Origin of the sequence: Marinilactibacillus piezotolerans, from assembly GCF_900169305.1 — a bacterium.
GTDB lineage: Bacteria > Bacillota > Bacilli > Lactobacillales > Carnobacteriaceae_A > Marinilactibacillus > Marinilactibacillus piezotolerans_A.
Genome location: NZ_FWDP01000004.1, coordinates 698,079 through 715,824 on the forward strand (window position 1 = coordinate 698,079; position 17,746 = coordinate 715,824).

General features: G+C 36.0%; 16 protein-coding genes. 3 read left to right on the forward strand and 13 right to left on the reverse strand.

Annotation, left to right across the window (positions count from 1 at the left end):
- Window positions 1-16: 16 nt before the first annotated feature.
- The 4 genes from glpK to B6F02_RS07250 form a co-directional block, all read right to left on the reverse strand.
- Window positions 17-1,522 (reverse strand): glycerol kinase GlpK, encoded by a 1,506-nt coding sequence (gene glpK, locus B6F02_RS07235; protein WP_080146689.1) that lies wholly within the window; start codon window positions 1,520-1,522, stop codon window positions 17-19.
- Window positions 1,523-1,710: 188 nt separating this feature from the next.
- Window positions 1,711-3,180, reverse strand: coding sequence for a helix-turn-helix domain-containing protein (locus B6F02_RS07240; RefSeq protein WP_080146690.1), 1,470 nt, complete (start codon window positions 3,178-3,180; stop codon window positions 1,711-1,713).
- Window positions 3,170-4,507 (reverse strand): FAD-dependent oxidoreductase, encoded by a 1,338-nt coding sequence (locus B6F02_RS07245; RefSeq protein ID WP_080146691.1) that lies wholly within the window; start codon window positions 4,505-4,507, stop codon window positions 3,170-3,172. Before B6F02_RS07245 ends, B6F02_RS07240 begins: the two co-directional genes overlap by 11 nt.
- A 253-nt stretch (window positions 4,508-4,760) precedes the next feature.
- Window positions 4,761-5,012 carry a Txe/YoeB family addiction module toxin gene (locus B6F02_RS07250; RefSeq protein WP_080146692.1) on the reverse strand — a complete coding sequence of 84 codons (252 nt, stop codon included), beginning with the start codon at window positions 5,010-5,012 and terminating at the stop codon, window positions 4,761-4,763.
- Window positions 5,013-5,312: 300 nt separating this feature from the next.
- On the opposite strand from B6F02_RS07250, the gene B6F02_RS07255 reads away from it, so the two are divergent.
- Both B6F02_RS07255 and B6F02_RS07260 read left to right on the forward strand, forming a co-directional pair.
- Window positions 5,313-6,152: a competence protein ComK gene (locus B6F02_RS07255; protein ID WP_080146693.1), complete on the forward strand. Its 840-nt coding sequence runs from the start codon at window positions 5,313-5,315 to the stop codon at window positions 6,150-6,152.
- A gap of 500 nt (window positions 6,153-6,652) precedes the next feature.
- Entirely contained in the window at window positions 6,653-6,988 is a 336-nt protein-coding gene (locus B6F02_RS07260; protein WP_080146694.1) for a hypothetical protein, read from the forward strand.
- A 99-nt stretch (window positions 6,989-7,087) separates the two neighbouring features.
- Here B6F02_RS07260 and B6F02_RS07265 read toward each other — a convergent pair whose 3' ends face one another.
- Window positions 7,088-7,330: a hypothetical protein gene (locus B6F02_RS07265; RefSeq protein WP_080146695.1), complete on the reverse strand. Its 243-nt coding sequence runs from the start codon at window positions 7,328-7,330 to the stop codon at window positions 7,088-7,090.
- A gap of 273 nt (window positions 7,331-7,603) precedes the next feature.
- Between B6F02_RS07265 and B6F02_RS07270 the strand changes: the two genes are divergently transcribed.
- Window positions 7,604-8,308: a dihydropteridine reductase gene (locus tag B6F02_RS07270; RefSeq protein ID WP_080146696.1), complete on the forward strand. Its 705-nt coding sequence runs from the start codon at window positions 7,604-7,606 to the stop codon at window positions 8,306-8,308.
- A gap of 775 nt (window positions 8,309-9,083) precedes the next feature.
- Here B6F02_RS07270 and B6F02_RS07275 read toward each other — a convergent pair.
- The 8 genes from B6F02_RS07275 to B6F02_RS07310 form a co-directional block, all read right to left on the reverse strand.
- Window positions 9,084-9,617 (reverse strand): hypothetical protein, encoded by a 534-nt coding sequence (locus B6F02_RS07275; RefSeq protein WP_143745239.1) that lies wholly within the window; start codon window positions 9,615-9,617, stop codon window positions 9,084-9,086.
- Complete coding sequence (locus B6F02_RS07280; protein WP_080146698.1) at window positions 9,562-10,785, reverse strand: muramidase family protein; 1,224 nt, start codon at window positions 10,783-10,785, stop codon at window positions 9,562-9,564. Before B6F02_RS07280 ends, B6F02_RS07275 begins: the two co-directional genes overlap by 56 nt.
- Window positions 10,786-11,346: 561 nt before the next feature.
- On the reverse strand, window positions 11,347-12,003 hold the full coding sequence (locus tag B6F02_RS07285; RefSeq protein ID WP_179128545.1) for a transaldolase family protein: 657 nt from the start codon (window positions 12,001-12,003) through the stop codon (window positions 11,347-11,349).
- A gap of 59 nt (window positions 12,004-12,062) precedes the next feature.
- Entirely contained in the window at window positions 12,063-12,989 is a 927-nt protein-coding gene (locus B6F02_RS07290) for a transketolase family protein (RefSeq protein ID WP_256864666.1), read from the reverse strand.
- 32 nt (window positions 12,990-13,021) lie between these two features.
- On the reverse strand, window positions 13,022-13,873 hold the full coding sequence (locus tag B6F02_RS07295; protein WP_080146701.1) for a transketolase: 852 nt from the start codon (window positions 13,871-13,873) through the stop codon (window positions 13,022-13,024).
- Window positions 13,874-13,893: 20 nt separating this feature from the next.
- Window positions 13,894-15,261: a PTS ascorbate transporter subunit IIC gene (locus B6F02_RS07300; RefSeq protein WP_080146702.1), complete on the reverse strand. Its 1,368-nt coding sequence runs from the start codon at window positions 15,259-15,261 to the stop codon at window positions 13,894-13,896.
- Between the two features lie 24 nt (window positions 15,262-15,285).
- Window positions 15,286-15,576: a PTS sugar transporter subunit IIB gene (locus B6F02_RS07305; protein ID WP_080146703.1), complete on the reverse strand. Its 291-nt coding sequence runs from the start codon at window positions 15,574-15,576 to the stop codon at window positions 15,286-15,288.
- A 4-nt stretch (window positions 15,577-15,580) separates the two neighbouring features.
- On the reverse strand, window positions 15,581-17,626 hold the full coding sequence (locus B6F02_RS07310) for a BglG family transcription antiterminator (protein WP_179128546.1): 2,046 nt from the start codon (window positions 17,624-17,626) through the stop codon (window positions 15,581-15,583).
- Window positions 17,627-17,746: the final 120 nt, after the last annotated feature.

Below are 17,746 nucleotides of genomic sequence, written 5' to 3' on the forward strand. Positions count from 1 at the left end.
CCTCCTAATTTAATGCTTATACTTCTGGTTTGTAGATTTGTGTTGCTTGAACGGCTAATTTCCAGTTTTTATATAGTTTTTCACGTTCTGCTTCTGGCATTTGCGGTTCGAAACTTCCACCTTCTTCGTACATGTTTTTAATCTCATCCATGCTTTCCCAGAACCCTACTGCTAGTCCTGCTAAATAAGCAGCTCCCAATGCAGTGGTTTCCAAGTTATGCGCACGCTGTACTTTTGTACCTAAGATGTCTGCCTGGAATTGCAATAACCAGTCGTTATTCGCAGCTCCGCCGTCTACTTTCAATAATGGGATATCAATTTCTGAATCTTTGTTCATCGTATCGATAACGTCACGTGCTTGGTAGGCGATTGATTGTAGTGTCGCTTTAACAAAGTCTTCTTTTGAAGTTCCTCGTGTCAAGCCAAAGACTGCTCCACGTGCATCTGAATCCCAGTACGGTGCACCTAGTCCAGTGAAGGCTGGAACAACGATGACTTCATTATCACTTGTAGAAGCTTTCGCCAACGCTTCTGAATCTGCAGAGTTCTCAATCATTTTCAGACCATCACGCAGCCATTGAATAGAAGAACCTGCAACGAAGATACTTCCTTCTAACGCATAGTAAATTTTTCCGTTAATACCGTATCCAATTGTTGTCAGTAAATTGTTTTCTGAAAGCTGCGGTTTTTCACCTGTATTCATTACGATAAATGAACCAGTACCATAAGTGTTTTTCACCATTCCCGGCTCGAAGGCCATTTGTCCGAATAAGGCAGCTTGCTGGTCACCCGCCATACCTGAAATCGGAGTGTTCGCCCCATAGAAATGGTAATTTGTTGTATGTCCATAAACTTCAGAGTTGGATTTTACTTCCGGCATCATCGCACGCGGAATATTTAATAAGTCTAAAATATCTTGATCCCAGTCCAGTTCGTGAATGTTGAATAACATTGTACGACTGGCATTTGAGTAGTCTGTTACAAATGATTCCCCACCAGTCAGCTTCCATACTAACCAAGTATCTACTGTACCAAATAGTAATTCGCCATTTTCTGCACGTTCTTGTGCGCCATCTACATGGTCCAGGATCCAGCGGATTTTAGTCGCTGAGAAGTAAGAATCAATGATCAGACCTGTTTTTTCGTGAATCATGTCTGCATGTCCTGCTTCATTTAATTCGTTTGCGATTGGCGCTGATTGACGAGACTGCCAAACAACCGCGTTATAGATTGGTGCTCCGGTTTTTTTGTCCCAAACAATAGTCGTTTCACGCTGGTTGGTAATCCCGATACCAGCAATCTCTTCAGGTTTGACACCGGATTCAATAAATGCACCGGCAATAACAGATTGAACCGAGTTCCAAATTTCATTCGGGTTATGTTCTACCCATCCGCTTTGCGGGAAAATCTGTGTAAATTCTTTCTGCGAACTTCCAATCGTGTTTGTTTCTTTATCATAAATAATAGCTCTTGAGCTTGTCGTTCCTTGGTCAATCGCCATAATATATTTTTTCTCTGTCATCGTGTTGTTCCTCCTTGTTTTTGCAAACGATTACTTTACAAAATATATTGTAACCGTTTTTCATGAGATAAAAATGTCAGGTTTTTTTGGTTCTCTGAATTTTTTGAGAGTTTTTATTCTAAAAGCGATGATATCAGTGTGTAAGCGTGCATAAAAAAGAACAAGCTGCCTTAAATTCGGAGCTTGCTCTAGGTATTCAACTCTTGAATGAGCGTTTGAATGTTTTGGAGATCAAAGGGTGATAAGATTTCTGAAAGAACATACACCTTGGCATCTCCGTAGTGTTTTTGATCTGCCGGCTGCTCATTTGTCAGTATTAGATCGTACGCTTTTCCAGCCCTGTATCCTTCTATTTTTGTACCGTTGATGTGGCGCATCTTTAAAAGCAGCAGCTGATTCAAGGTTTCTTTATAAATTTGATCCATTCTCAGATCAATTCCGATCTCAACAACTGTTGTCATTTTGAACGTAACGATCGTCAGCAAGCTGATGTACTTCAACAGCTCCATCTTCAGCAGACTATTGTTTTCGTCGGTGTTTACCTCGAATTTCTCAGTACTTGTCTTCAGCAGTCTTTGAGCAAAGGAATAAAGACTCCGACCAGTGAATTCCTGCTCTTTGGCCATCAGCTCTTCATATTCATAGACTTCAATATCCCCTTGAAAAAAATAGAGTCTAGTATGAATGTGAGATAAATGGTAAAACATGTCGCGTTCAAGCATATAATGCAATTTACGGTACTTAAAGTGGATAATGATCGTCTCGACAATATACGTATCCAGCGTCGCAATGGGCGCTCGTCGGTCTCTAATCAAAGCATACTCATGAAAATCAGGCTCCGTTAATATTGGAAATGCCAGTAGAAAGGCAAAATGCAGCATGGCTTCCTCTTCATCCACTTCGATAGAATAGCGACTGAAATAGCGCAGCACCATAATCCGAATTTTTTGATATAAAGGATCTTTCAGATACGGCTTCATCTGTTTTCTCAAATAAACATATTTTTTATTTTTACTGGTCACTCGATGTTTACTGATGATCATCCACTGATTGAGCCGCTGTTTATTTTCTGAGTCGATTGAAACCTGCAGAAAGTTTTCGACAGCTTGTACAGCTTGGGAAATCTGCTTGTTCGCCCGATTAGCCATCAATACATTCTTATCCTCAATATACCCATAGAATTGAAAGTAAAAGTACCTTATCTGCAGTTCTTCTCCCTGCAGACGTCCATTACGAATTTTGATTTCAAACTCTTTCAAATACTTATTCAGTTCTTTGATTTTACGAAACAGCGAAGAATCGCTGATGGCCAGTTCCTGTGTCAACTGTAAAATGGAAAATTCCTGATGCTTGAACAGAAAATTGATCAACTGCACCTTAATGGATTGGCTTAAATATAGACGATAGATTTTTTGCAGAGACATCTCATCGCTCATTATTAATGTAATTTGATTGCCATCATAGCTAATCTCTACTTCCCCTTTAAACACTTGAATTCTTGCAGCTATAGAATCCAGATCATTATCGAGAGAAGCTTTGGTGACATTTAAATGTTCCAGCATAGCTGAATAAGTGAGCGTTCCTCCGCTTAAAACGAGTTGCTTAAAAATCGTGACTTCTCGAATCTCATTTTTCTCAAGAAAGTGTTCAAATTTCATCTTCGTCCTCCTCTTCATGCAACCAGGTAGATAAGTTAGTGGTTGACAGGAGTGAAGTATAAGCTGGATGAAAGAAAAAGTCTTTTTGCTGCAGATCTTCCAGCGTCTGTTTCGTTTGGATCGCTAACGCCAGGATATTGATTTTTTCTAATATATCAGTCTTTGAAACCAGTTGTGCACCAAGCAGAACGCGGCTCGATTCATCATAGATCCACTTGATCATCACCGTTTCTGAATTCGACAAGCTGTTTAGACGGACTTCCTGTCGAACCGATTTGACCGTTTGGCTGGTAAACAAACTTTCGGCCTCTGTGATTCCTGTGCTGGCAATGTAATAGCCAAACACAAATGTTCCGATGGTACGGAGAGAACCTTTAAAAGGGATATTTGCTCTTTCTATATTCGACGCTGCCACAATCCCTGTTCGAACGGCATTGTTTACGAGCGGGATATAAGCCATTTCACTATCTTCACCGAATGTTAACTGAATACAGTCCCCGATCGCAAAAACATCTTTCGCCGAAGTCCGCATATATTCGTCCACCGCAATCGTCTGGTCCATATGAAGCTGAATGTGCTCATCCAAAAAATGCAAATCAGGTCTGACGTTAACACTCAATAGTACCGTATCACTTGTTATCGAATCTGTTCCCAACTGGATAACAGCTGACTGTTCTGCTTCAGATTGAATCGCCGAAACGGTTTCGTTCAACCTCAAGTCGACCCCTTGTTCATTCATCTTTCTTTGAACCGGCTGAATCATCTCTTCATCAAAATATTTGAATAAGACGTAGTTCATACTTTCAATCAGGGTGACTTGTTTCTGCTGACGGCTCAGTAAATCCGCTGCTTCAATGCCTACCTGACCACCACCGATAATAGCTACACGCTTACTCGCTTTAATCGTTGCAAGTGCCGCTTCCGCTTCCTCATGACGCTTGTATCTTACAACCTGTTCGCTGTCACTGCCAATGATTTTTTGAGAAAGCTGACTAGAGCCTGTTGCAATAATCAACTTATCATAGGTCAATTTTTCTTCTATTCCGTTTTGATCATAAATGACTTCTTTTAATACTGAGTGGATTTTTTTAACGGTTGTATTTAATTGAAAATGAATCTGTTGGACTTTTAATTGTTTTTCTGTGATAAAATAGGCCTCATCTAAAGAGCGGATTTGATCGTTCCAATATAAGTGCAGACCATTGGGAATATAGCCTAACGTAGGCTGTTTCTCCAGTAAAATAACTTCTGCATCTTTATGCTGCTTACGAACTTCCAGCGCTGCTGCTACTCCCGCATATGACGCGCCGATAATGACTACTTTCATAACGATCTCCTTCTATCTTCTATGTAAAGTCAGTATACCACAGTCAATATTCTATTATATGATTGATTGTATCTTAATATTATGTATTCGGTTCTAACTGTTCAATTGACTTAAAAAGAAGCCCAATATAGGACTTCTTTTAGAAATTGATATTGAATTGTAATGATTCATTCAATAGATTCCTTTTGTTATCATAATCAACATTTATTCGAAGGGATTATTTAGAAAATCATTATAGTTTATTCTTTATTTATTACTCATAATGCGCCCATGCTGAATAAATACTGACAACCTTTTCAACTTCATCAACACGATAGACAACTCTATGCTGTCGGTTTATCCTTCTCGAATACCGATTTTCAACTTTTGTAAGAAGCTTTTCAAATGACTGTGTTTTTTTGTAAGGGTTCTCTTTTAAGGTATCTATTATATCCTTAACTTGATCTTTCAAATTGCTCTTTGCTACATTTTTTAAGTCTCTTTTTGCTGAATTCTTGATTTGAATTTTATACTTCTTAAATAATAAATTTCATAATCTTTAATCTAAAACGTTGCAATAGAACTATTTCGCTTTCATTCAAATTCAATTTTAAAATAGTTCTCTTGAAAAAAACTTATCATAAAAACCCTTTCAATATTATAAGGATTTTAATATACTGTTTGTAAGGTTATCTTATATTGCGCATATAATTGAACCCCATTATGGTGATGGTTATCTCAAAAAAGCTGCAGCAACTCTCTACCCGGCCGGGAAGTACAGCTTGTCTTGTGATAATCGTCACTAAATTATGAAGGGATTGTATGTATGGAAATAGAAGATCTAAATAAACAAGAGATTATCAGTAAAATTCAGTACAGGTTTCAACCTGTACCGGTTGTTCGTGAGTCATATCAACCTTATCAGTCTGTTCCGCCGATTCATCAGTTTCATTTTGATCGCATTCAAGAGTATCTTGACTTTGCGATTAATCAGGAGAGTATTGCCATCGATGACGATACTCTCTATGTACATGACTTATCGAGATCCTCAGAAACAGCGTTCAACAGCCTGATTCTGCAAGCTGACGGCGCTGCGCTTAAAAGTCTGGAGAAGACAAATGTCATCATGAGTCGCTACTTCTCTACAAGAGCTGCCTATCATTCTATGCAGTTTCTTGGTAAAACGGTCAACGTAACGCGAAAGGTTCCATATGTCTATGGGCATATTATTTTCGCCCCCACTAACGGGCCATCAAAAAAATCAGTCAGCTGGATTGGGCTGCATCATCTCGTAGCAATCATTTCAAAGGATAGAGGAACATTGATCAAAATGAAGAATTACCATGAACTGACGCTTGATATTCCAAAGCAGCAAATTGATTCGATGGTTGACCGATCCTTACCAATGTTTTCAGCCGAACTGGATAGTTACCATATGTTAAAACACTGGTTCGAAGAGAAATCTAAGTTGTATAAAGATAATTATCTGTCTCGAGCACATGCTGCTTATGTGAAAGACCATCCTGTTATAGAACCAGTTGATGGAATCAGTCGTTCTCATTTAAATGCTGCCGTTCATTTAATTAATACTTTTTCAGAGGAAGGACAGTCTTTCGGCAAAGAAATTAAAGAATTGCTTTCTGAATTTGGAACACTAGATTGTTAATTGACTTATGAACCGAATTAGACCGTTGCTTATCCTATAGAAATTAAACAATGGTCTTTTCTGTTTGATCAATTTTTTACTATTCAGAGAACATTCTTTATGATAAAACCTAATTTTTAATTAGAGTCCTTTCTTTTCATCCACTACAAAATAGGATGAAATTTGAACCCTTCTTCAAATTATTCCCAATAACTGAATGAATTGTCATACAATAAGAGTACACCTTCGTTTCAAGGTCAAATAAATGCATTTACTCAATCTCTTGTAACTTCAACTCAAATTATTGTGATTATTATTTAAAACTTTTCAGTTCTCTCGTTTCTTTTTTCTCTATAAGTTAAAACTACCGTTTATTTTTCAACATAAATTCTATTGTTAAAGAATACATTAGAATACTATATAACTTTAAATAAAAATAACAAGTTATAAATTTACATTTACTTTATGAAAAACTATCATAGTTTCTATAAAATAGTGAAAAATTTTAGGAGAAATGACACGTGCATTTAAAATTTAGCGCCGAAGACAAGCGCGATATTGAGGCTCTTGTTAAGCAATTGGATATATCAAAAGAAACTTATGTGCTAAATCTTCATAAAAAGAATGCTATGACGAGAGAAGCGTTGAAAGACAATGAACAATTTAGAGGTTTCGTAGAAGATTATCATCGGATGCTCGATAATCTCTATGACAATAATCAAGCTTTAAAAGATATGATTGAAAATAACGATGATGCCGAGGTGATTGATGCAATTCTTAACTTTTTAGAAACTACAGTCAGAGATCCCATGTTCTTAACACAGCTATATGGAATCTATAAAAAACAGAACAGCTAAATTATTTTAAACGGATACTCAAAAGAGCTTGTATCTGTCAAATTATATCGAAAAAAACCGCTGGTAAAAATTTACCGGCGGTTTTGCTATTAAGTATGACTAGTTTGCAAAATCAAATGTTTCTCTCTTACTTAAGGTTTCACCGAATTCTCCAAGAGTCGTTTCATGAAGTACCAATCCTGCTGAAATCAGCTGTAATGAGTCTGGCATTTTATTTGCTGGAGCTCCTTCTACAATATGATCCACGTATCTGAATGTATCGTTATACAATACGAGTGCTATCGGAGTATCTAATCCAAATCTATGTATTTCATCGGCCACTTGAAATTTCAGTAATTCCAATTCATTGAGACCGCTTAAATTAAACTTATTCAGTTATCTCATTCCTTCCCTTAAACTCATTAGGAATTATTTGTGTTATCTATCACAATTCCAATGATACTGATCTTCATCTTACTTGTCAAACTGCTTTTAGTAAAAATCAAAAAGAATCTCTATGTAAAATAGTTCAATCCAATTTAGATTACCATATTAATTGAGAATGATTCTCAATTTCAGTATAGTAAAAAGAAAGCACTTAATTTTTGTTGAAAAATTTAATTGGGAGTTGATTGAATGAGAATATATTGGACAGAAGTTAACCAAATCATTGAAGAAACACCAAATACGAAAACTTATTTATTTAGTTGTCTTGAAGATTTCATTTGGGAAGAAGGCGCTCATACTCATCTTGCTTTAGAAGGCTTCAACGCTGGTGAGAAACCGAATCGCAGCTTAGTGCGACACATGTCTATCTCTACTCTTCCCCATGAAGAAAAAATCGGTATCACGACGCGTATCAAAGAAAATGCTTCAGAGTTCAAGACTATATTGAACAAACTTAAGGTCGGCGATAATGTTGCTCTGTTTAAAACAGGATCCCGCATTCAATTAAAAAGACAGGACAAACCGATTATTCTCCTATCATGTGGCGTCGGTATTGCGACTTTTAGACCCTTGATCTTGCAGTACTTGCAAAATCCTGCTCAAATTAAAAGCCTTCATTCTTTAAATGTCGATTCTTCTGGGCAATTTTTATTCAGAAATTCGTTTCTCAACGAATCCTCTTTACCTTTGACGACTCAATATGTTGATAACCGTTTGGAGTATTACACAGAGTTAAATCAACTCATCCAAAACAATGATGCCCTCTTTTATGTAGTTGGCAGTGACGAATTTTTAAGTGAAACAATTAGCGCTATGAAAGGCGCTGGCATCTCCCCTAATCAGATTATTTTGGATAAGCATGAAAAGAAAGTTAGTGAATTTCTAGTGGTCTAATGTCTCAAGAAATTAGAGCAAGAAAATAGAACTAGGAAGCAATCTCAAGGTTCGCTTTCTAGTTCTATTTTCTTTAAAGTCTTTCTCTGCCCAATTTATTCCCTAAGTCTACTTGATCATGCTTGTTTTCTTGTGAGATTAAGTCCACCATTTCATTGATACTTAAATGCTTTTGCTTTGGTTCAATCCTTAGTCTATTTCCTTCTGTATAGATAAAATTCTCTGTTCCTTACTAAAGCTTCTAATTTTTCAGCTATTTCATTTGGAATCCATACTCCGATATCTTTCCAACATTTGCATATGTGGTCAATGATATATTTTAATAAAATTTTGATGAAAAGCGATTAAAAAACAATGACTTCTTGAAATGTACTTAATATAGACAACCAATTGGGGATAATTTTGATTGTAGAGGATAAACAAAATCATATTATCAATATGCATTACTATACAGGACACGGACTAAGTGTAAAGTATGACAATTTAGACATAATCCAGCAATTCAAATTGTACGCGTTTACTTTATGCGCAAAGAGTTAGGCAATCAAAACTTTATTTGTCCTGATTGCCTAGCTACTTAAGAGCTTAACTGCATTAAACGTTTAACAAGTAAGTTTAAATATAATATAAAGATTCTGACTAACTATAGTACTATATGCTTCTGTATAGCATTTAGAAACAATTCATCATTTCGATCCCGATTTAAGGACTCATATATAATTTATTATCTTAAACATTTTTTCATGAATCTTTCTATATGTCATCTTTTTATAATTTATAAAGTTAAATCTTCTGCTGTTACATCAACTGTTTCTTCAACTGTTGTTCCATTTTCATCAACTAATGTAAATGTGTATGCTCCAATAGAACTTTCATCAATAGGCAACTTCCATTTCAGATTAAATTCCCACGTATCTAAAGTATAAGAATGCGCGTTACCTTGTTGTCCAATACTATCCAAGTATTCAGTTTGACCTGTAGCTTGTGGTGTTAAAATTGAACCGTCTGGTAAGATCACGTGGCTTAACCTACTAGTGTCAGACGTTGTTATGCTGATGATTGCGTAGGCTTCTCTAGGATCATCCGAATCTAGGCAGCTTTCCTGTTCAATATACGACACACTTGCTTGATCGAATTTTAAATTCGTCGATGTCTCTGGCGTTTCTTCCTGTGATTCGGATGATTCGTCATCTTCAATAGGAGTTTCAACGGCTTTTTCTAATGGTGCTTCCTCAACTGGTTCAGTAGGTAATTCAGGATTTTGGGTTGTCAAGATCAATAAAGAAGACATGAGATACCATACCTTCATTTAAGAAGTAATCATATCCTTGAGCATCAAGATAATTTCTAATTGTTTCTGTTGCTTCTCGAACTTCTTCATGAGTTGGGAATGGATTTTGTTCTCCTTCGATACCTAATAATTCAACTGAATTAAGTTGAACTTTAACGTCCCATTGTGGTTCTTCTGTAAATGTTGAGTCGCCAAATCTTACATGTTCGGATGCTTCTCCTAATTCTACACGTAAAGTGTTAAAGAAAGCTTCATTTCTTGTTATTTCTTCTTCAATTGGTTCATTTTCATCATCGTAGTCAGTTTCGTCTTCTGAATCAGTAGGAGTTTCTTTAACGGGTTCTGTATTATCTTCCTCTTCTACTGGTGTTTCTTCTTCTGGCTCAGATGGGGTTTCTTCTGCAGGTGTTTCTACATCAGATCCGGTTTCTTCTTCATCTTCTGGCGTTTCTACATCAGATCCGGTTTCTTCTTCATCTTCTGGTGTTTCTACATCAGATTCAGTTTCCTCTTCTTCATCTACGTTATCCTGGTCAGATTCGTCGTCAGAGATAACAGGCTGCTCAACAACTGTTTCGGTTTCATCTTCACTACCAGTCACAGGTGTAGTTTCTTGAACATCATTTTGAGCTTCTTCAGTTTCTGTTGTTGCTGACTCAGCTACTTGAGCATCTTCAGTCACACGCAAAACTTGTCCTGGAAAAATTAAGTCCTTATTCATGATATTATTCCAAGAAACTAAACGTTCAACGGTTGTGTCAAATGATGCAGCAATAGAAGATAATGTGTCGCCGTACACCACTTTATAAGTACCTTCAGCTGATTTAGTTCTTGAAGGTGTGAATCCCACAGACGATTCGCCTAAGCGATTTCCTGCATAAATCAGGTTAGGATTTTGAATACCAAACGCACTAATGAATTCTGAAATACTGAAACCACTAGCTTGCGATAAACCCCAAAGCGTGTCTCCCCAGACAATTTGATATGTAGATAGGTCTTTTACAGTTTTATAACCTTGTATATCTTGAGAGATCTCTTCAGGAGTTCTTGCTGTCCATGACTGAGCACTAGCTGTTGCAGGGGCAACAAGATTTGAAGCAATTAGCCCTGCAATTGCCACTGTTACCCAATTTTTCTTTACCTTACGTAAAACTTTTCTTTGTACAGTTTGTTGTCTTGTCATCATAAGTACGATTCTCCTCAATATTTTCTATTTTTTGATATCTGCATTAAACATTAAGTTAAAATAGTCAGCCTGATATCAATACCTGAAAAGTATAAATCTAATCAGATTGTAAATAACTATACAGTCTCTTAAATTTGTACCCCCTTTCATTCACATTCCCTGTTTGCTCATTAAGTTATTAATTATATTATTTAGCAAATCTATTAATTAGTATTTTACATACCTATTACAATTATAATGGTTAATTAATAGTTAAAATACTCCTCAATGAATAAAAGGGTCTTTATCTATATCGGACTATTTTAATTTCTGTTAATATTAAAAGTTAATTTATTAAATGTTTTGTTTTTTACATGCAGAATATATTATATATCACTTTATTTTTTCTGAAAAAGTAAAATATATAGCTTTCCATTATTTAGTTAACCTGAATACTTAAACTTTAGCTGCGAAACTGATAACATACATTCGTTACTTAAAAACTTAGTAAAGATTTTAAAGGTGTTTCATTATCTATCGCAGCTAAAGTAATAATTAATTGAATCACTGTGTACTTAAGCCTTATTTTTCTTTAAGTTTAACTGAATCACCGACGAATTTATCAATAGCTGCTTCCACTAAAGGGTTACTCAGCATAGAGTGTACGATCTCTGGAGGAATCGTTACGGTATCTGCTCCGGCACTGAGCGTCTTAGTTACTTGTTTGGTATTCTTGAAACTAGCGCCCATTATTTTTGTTTTCAAGTTTTGAGAGTCGATATACTGTTTTGTTGCTTTGATTTCTTCATATGGATCGATGTGATTATTTTCCATCCGATTCACGTAAAACGCCAGAAAATCGCATCCAGCTTGTGCGGCTAAAATCCCTTGATTGGCTGAATATACTGCAGTACCTAAAACGATCTGTTTAGGATTTTCGCTTTTTATCTTGCTGATTAGCTTCAATCCTTCTAAATTGACAGGGATCTTTATTCCCACCCTCTCATTAAAATACTTGGAATCCTTTAAATCTTGGAAATCTTTCTCCATCTCAGCTAATGATTTTCCTTCAATCTGTACAAATATAATTTCTGCACCCTTACCTTTAAACATCTGCAACACTGTCTCTCGCTGCAGTTTTTCTTTCAATAAAATACTTGGATTTGTTGTTATTCCTTTAAAAATCCCAGTACCTTCATATAGATTAAAAATGTCAATGTTTCCTGAATCAATAAGCATTACATTCTCCTCCTTATAAGGAAAACAGAACCCCATCATAGACAGGATTCTGTTCACTTTTATGCTATATTCGCTTTTTTTAGAATCAGTTTTTTCGCCTGTTCTACAATTTCTTCTACCGTGATGCGGTAATCCTCTTTTAACCAACTTGTGGTACCTACTTGACCAAATTTTTCTCTGATACCTACACGGTAAAGATGTGCAGGAGACTCTTCTGCTAAAACTTCAGAAACTGAACTTCCCAATCCGCCTATTACATTATGATTTTCTGCTGTGACAATCGCTCCAGTTTTAGCAGCTTTTAAAACGGCTTCTTTATCTATTGGTTTTAGTTGATACATATCCATTACCATAGCTTCGATTCCTTCTTCAGCTAACTGGTCTGCCGCTTCTAAAGCATCCGACACCATAATACCCGATGCCAGCAAGGCGATGTCATTACCTTCTCTTAACAATTTTGAACCTGTTTCAAAAGTATCTTCTTCTCCATATAGTTTTACTGCTTTCTTTCTAATTGTTCTTATATAGGTTAAGCCTTTTTCATTATATCCTTTGTGAAGTAAATGTCTTAACATGGTTGAGTCACTAGCTTCATAAACCTTATTATGAGGTATGATGCGCATCAAGGATAAATCTTCAAACGGCATATGTGTTCCACCATTATGTTCAGCTGTTACTCCAGCATCCGATCCTAAGATGACTGCATTTAATTGAGCATAAGCTAATGATACAAAGACTTGATCATAAACTCTTCGTGTAGCAAAATTCGCAAAAGTATGGACAAATGGCTTAAATCCAGTTACTGACAACCCAGCTGCTGTACCAATCATTTCTGCTTCCATGATCCCTAAGTTTAAAAATTGATCTTTTAGCTGATCTTTGATTTTACTTGTAGTAATGGCGCTTGAGAGATCCGCTTCCAAAGCAATAACCTTCTCATCTTTTGCTGCCAATTCAATCAAAGTATCTGCATACATCTTTCGCATTTCAATTTCCTCTTTTATCGGCATAAAAGTCATTAGCTGATCACCCCTATTTCTTCACCTATTGAATTCAAAGCTTCAACGATTTCTGCATGTGTCGCTTCATCTGGTCTTAAGTGATGGTTGTCGCTCATACTCTCAATAAAAGGTATTCCCTGTCCTTTTATTGTGTCGAGTATTATAGCGGTAGGTTTACCTTCACTTGACTTTGCCCATTCAACGGCTTCGTTTATCTCTTTGACTGATGCGCCATCGATTCGTTTGGAATGGTAGCCAAATGCTTCAAACTTCGATACAAAATCAAGTGGATTGCTGATATCTAAAGTTGGACCATCCAGCTGCATTTTATTGTCATCAACAAAAATGATTAAATGATCCAATTTATTGTGGGAAGCCATCTGTATTGCTTCCCAAGCCTGTCCTTCATTTAACTCACCATCTCCAACAATACAGAATGTATAATTATCTCTTCCGGAAAGCTTATTTCCTAATGCTATACCTGTCGAAGCAGAAACTCCTTGTCCTAGAGAACCTGTCGTCATGTCTACTCCTGGAGTCAAGTTTCTGTCAGGATGAGAAGGAAGGTTTGTTCCATTATTATTTAAAGTATAAAGCCATTCTTCAGGAAAGTACCCTTTAAGAAAAAGAGTGGCATATAGAGATGGTCCTGCATGCCCTTTGGATAAAACAAAGTAATCTCTATTCAAGTCGTCCTTGATTTCAGGACTTGCATTCAGCTGTTTCCCGTATAAAACAGCCAGTGTCTCAACAATAGATAGACTTCCCCCATAATGCCCAAATCCCATTAACGTTAGTTCTTTAAGTGTATAGTAACGAATCTTTTTAGCAAAAAGTTCTAAATCTTTTATTTCATCATGATTTACCATATGTGATTCAGTCCTCCTTTTTATTGATTGGTTTGTTTTTCAGCGCCTTTATTTTTTGAAAGGAACGTCAGACCAAACATTAGCGCCAGTACAGCAAGAATACCGATAATTACTGCAATCTGACCACCGTATTGACCTAGTGTTCCTAAAAACAGTCCTGACACTGCAAAATCTCCATCAGAGAAGGTAGAGCCAGCAAAACCGAGATCTCCAAGTACAGGAAGCAATAAAGCAGGCAATAAGCTAATCACTACACCATTTATAAAAGAACCGATAACACTTCCTTTGATTCCTCCTGAGGCATTTCCCATAACACCAGCGGTTGCCCCGACGAAGAAATGAGGAACCACACCTGGTAAAATGATGACACTTCCTACTAAAATCATCGCTAGCATACTGACTATACCGCCCACAAAGCTTGCGAAGAATCCAATCAATACAGCATTAGGAGCATAAGTGAATACGATGGGACAGTCCAAAGCCGGTTTTGCATTCGGTACTAACTTTTGAGAGATCCCTTTGAAAGCGGGTACAATTTCTGCCAGAATCAATCGAACACCGGCTAAGATTACGAATACCCCTGCTGCAAACGTTCCAGCTTGCTGTATGGCGAACATAATATGATTCACGCCACCGCTTAAGTTTTCAGTAATATATGCTCCTCCCGCAAACAAAGCAACGATTAAATAAATAATTGCCATCGTAATCGCTATACTTACAGTTGAGTCCCTTAAAAATCCCAGTCCTTTAGGGAATTTAATATCTTCAGTAGATCTGGAGTTTTTTCCGACTTTACTTCCTATCAGCCCGCTCAATGCATAGGTAACTGCACTAAAGTGACCTAGCGCAACTTGATCTTTCCCTGTCAGCTGCCGCATATAGGGTTGAACAATGGCCGGCGAAAGCGTCATAATAATCCCTAAAGTCACTCCACCTAATAATATCAGTGGTACAGTGTTAAAGCCTACAACTGCTAGGATAACAGCAATCATACATGCCATATAAAGCGTATGATGCCCAGTTAAGAAGATGTATTTGAACTTAGTAAGTCTTGCAATGATGATATTAAAAACCATACCAAATAACATGATTAAAGCTGTTGTCGTTCCGAATTCATTTAAAGCAACAGCAACGATTGCTTCATTATTTGGAACAACCCCCTGCATATTGAACGCTACTTGAAACATTTCTCCAAATGGGATTAAAGATTGTTCTACCGCTCCTGCTCCAGTAGTCAATACAATGAATCCTACAAATGTTTTGATTCCTCCTTTTATAACATCTGATATCCCTTTTTTCTGTAAAACTAATCCTAGAACAGCTATTAGAGCAACCAGTAAAGCAGGTGTACTAGCAATATCAATTATAATTTGTAGAATATTATTCATGTCAACCACTCCCCTTTTATATTTTTATATCAATTCCTTTTCTTCTGCTACTTGTGTAACTTTTTCTCTTAACTCATCCATATCGATAATACTGTTTAGAATACGCACATCTCCTATATGACTTGATGCTTCCTCTAAGTCTGCTCCTATAAACCAGACATCCGCTGCATCCGGTGTAACTGAACCCATATCATAATGTTCTACTTCTACAGTAGACATATCTACATTCAATTCTTGCAGTATTTGTTCAATGTTCATCTGAACCATAAAACTCGATCCTAACCCTGACCCGCATGCTGTACCTATTCTTAACATAATCTTACACTCCTTTTTCTTTTATCAATTCCAACACTTCTTTGTTATCTGCAGCTTTTTTCAATTGTGACAATTTTACTTTGTCACTTAAAATCTTTGTTAACTGAGATAATGCTTTTAAATGCGTTTCATTATCTATTGCAGCTAAAGTTATAATTAATTCGATTTTATGATTTTCATCATCTAGCAAGTAAACCGGATTCTTTAGTTTTAAGAAACTCATTCCTAATTCTTTCACCCCATCTTCTGGTCTTGCATGAGGAATAGCTACCCCCTGTCCTAAATCAATAAAAGGACCATATTCTTCCACTTTAGAAAATATGGATTCTATATAACTAGGCTCAATATTCCCCTTATTTATTAATGGTTGGCAGGCTAGTGAAATGGCTTCTTTCCAGTTATTTACTTCCTCCTCTTTTTGAATCTTGATATAGTCTTCCGTTAATAAGTCTTCTAACACCGGCAATTCCTCCCTTTGTATATTTTCCTGCTCTAGTAAGCAAGAAAATAGTTCCTTGTATAACTTTTTTTCATCATGAATGGTTGCGTTTCTTCTGATAACTTTTAAAAGATTTTCGATATTTGGAATTTTAATATGTTCTAATGCAAAATCATTCGTTACTTTTTGTATTAATTGGTTTTTTGCTAAAGGCTCCATAACAGGTTTGACTATATAGGCAGGTTTCTGAGTAGAAATGTAAACAGTCGAAAACACCATATCATACTCTGTTTCAGCCACTTTCTTAAAATCATCTACAGAATGATTTTGCAGAAAAGTAAATTCCGGAAAAAGCTGTTGCAACTCTGCTTTCAAAATAAGGGAGGAGCTGATACCATTCGGACACACTATCAAAGCTCGATATTTCTTTTGTTTCCTCAGCTGTTTTTCTAACTGTCCTCCAAAATGAATCACAAAATAAGCAATCTCGTCGTCTGTTATTTCTGTTTCAACTATTTCTCTTAGCGGCGTTAATGCCCGACTGACGATATTAAATAATTCCTGATTCTCTTTTTTTACTTGTTCTGTTAATCCATTTTTGAAACGCCATTCAAATATTAAACGGTAATACGCTGGAACCATATGGATATACAGTGTATTGATGAGTTTATCTTTGGATTCAAAAGATACAAGTGATAATGCCTCCATTATATTGACTACTTGTGATGTAACCTTATATAACTTTCTATCCCTATCTTTTAAGCTATTCCCTTCTGCAATACTCATTAGTAAACTGCTTAGAAAGAAGATTTCTTCCTGATTCATCTGATTTTTTATTAAATCTTCTAATATGCTTTTACAGTATTGATATATTTCCATATCGCTTGAAATATTATTTTTGTATCTTTCATTTTCTTTGTCCAAAGGTTTATTCCGCAGTCTTACTAAAATGATCATGTGGGCAATCTCATTAAGGCGATCTTCCACTAATGAAATCGAATACTGTTTGGCTTTTTCTTTCATCTCGTTGATGATGACCTTTAGATTATTTTCTTCACCCCAATAGTTCAAAAGATAATCCACGATCCATTTCCCGTTAGTCGATTCTAATAACTTTGAGATAATACTAAATGCCATTTTACGTTTATTGATTTCATTTCCTTGAATAAAGTACCCTTTTTTTCTTGAATAGGAAAAATTGAGATCAAATAACGTGCAATCTTTTCTTAACTTTTTCACATCGTTTAAAGCCGTATTTTTACTGACTTGTAAAAATTCTTGATAATGAAAATTCGATAACTGATTTTTTCGGACAAAAGTAACAAGATAAATCAATTTAATTCTTTCTTCTTCACTTAAGAAGATTTGAATGTTTCTCGGCAACTGACTGAGTGTTTTAAACTCTTGAATTAATTTCTCAGGTACTAGATATCGATCATTATTTATTAGTATCAAAGAAAGGTCATTATCTTTTAAGTAACGATTAATTTCTATTATGTCTGTTTCAATATCCCTCCTTCTCTTTTGCAAAAGCGCTGACAATTCAGTTAAAGAAAATTGCGGCATCTCTACTAATTTTCCTAAGAGAGCTAACAAGCGATTATCTATCATTACTATCCTCCTTGTTTTCATTATATTATGTAAGCGATTAAATTAAAATTGAATTTGAGCCCAATTTGTATATCTTTATAAGACTTTAGATTGTGCTGAACCATAAAAAAGGGAGTAATG

Coding starts and splice junctions, on each gene's coding strand:
- B6F02_RS07285 (WP_179128545.1), bottom strand. CDS start 12,003: ATGCTTATTGATTCAGGAAACATTGACATTTTTAATCTATATGAAGGT.
- B6F02_RS07290 (WP_256864666.1), bottom strand. CDS start 12,989: ATGCGAAAGATGTATGCAGATACTTTGATTGAATTGGCAGCAAAAGAT.
- B6F02_RS07305 (WP_080146703.1), bottom strand. CDS start 15,576: ATGTTAAGAATAGGTACAGCATGCGGGTCAGGGTTAGGATCGAGTTTT.
- B6F02_RS07275 (WP_143745239.1), bottom strand. CDS start 9,617: ATGAAGGTATGGTATCTCATGTCTTCTTTATTGATCTTGACAACCCAA.
- B6F02_RS07240 (WP_080146690.1), bottom strand. CDS start 3,180: ATGAAATTTGAACACTTTCTTGAGAAAAATGAGATTCGAGAAGTCACG.
- B6F02_RS07310 (WP_179128546.1), bottom strand. CDS start 17,626: ATGATAGATAATCGCTTGTTAGCTCTCTTAGGAAAATTAGTAGAGATG.
- glpK (WP_080146689.1), bottom strand. CDS start 1,522: ATGACAGAGAAAAAATATATTATGGCGATTGACCAAGGAACGACAAGC.
- B6F02_RS07300 (WP_080146702.1), bottom strand. CDS start 15,261: ATGAATAATATTCTACAAATTATAATTGATATTGCTAGTACACCTGCT.
- B6F02_RS07280 (WP_080146698.1), bottom strand. CDS start 10,785: ATGATGACAAGACAACAAACTGTACAAAGAAAAGTTTTACGTAAGGTA.
- B6F02_RS07270 (WP_080146696.1), top strand. CDS start 7,604: ATGAGAATATATTGGACAGAAGTTAACCAAATCATTGAAGAAACACCA.
- B6F02_RS07245 (WP_080146691.1), bottom strand. CDS start 4,507: ATGAAAGTAGTCATTATCGGCGCGTCATATGCGGGAGTAGCAGCAGCG.
- B6F02_RS07295 (WP_080146701.1), bottom strand. CDS start 13,873: ATGGTAAATCATGATGAAATAAAAGATTTAGAACTTTTTGCTAAAAAG.
- B6F02_RS07255 (WP_080146693.1), top strand. CDS start 5,313: ATGGAAATAGAAGATCTAAATAAACAAGAGATTATCAGTAAAATTCAG.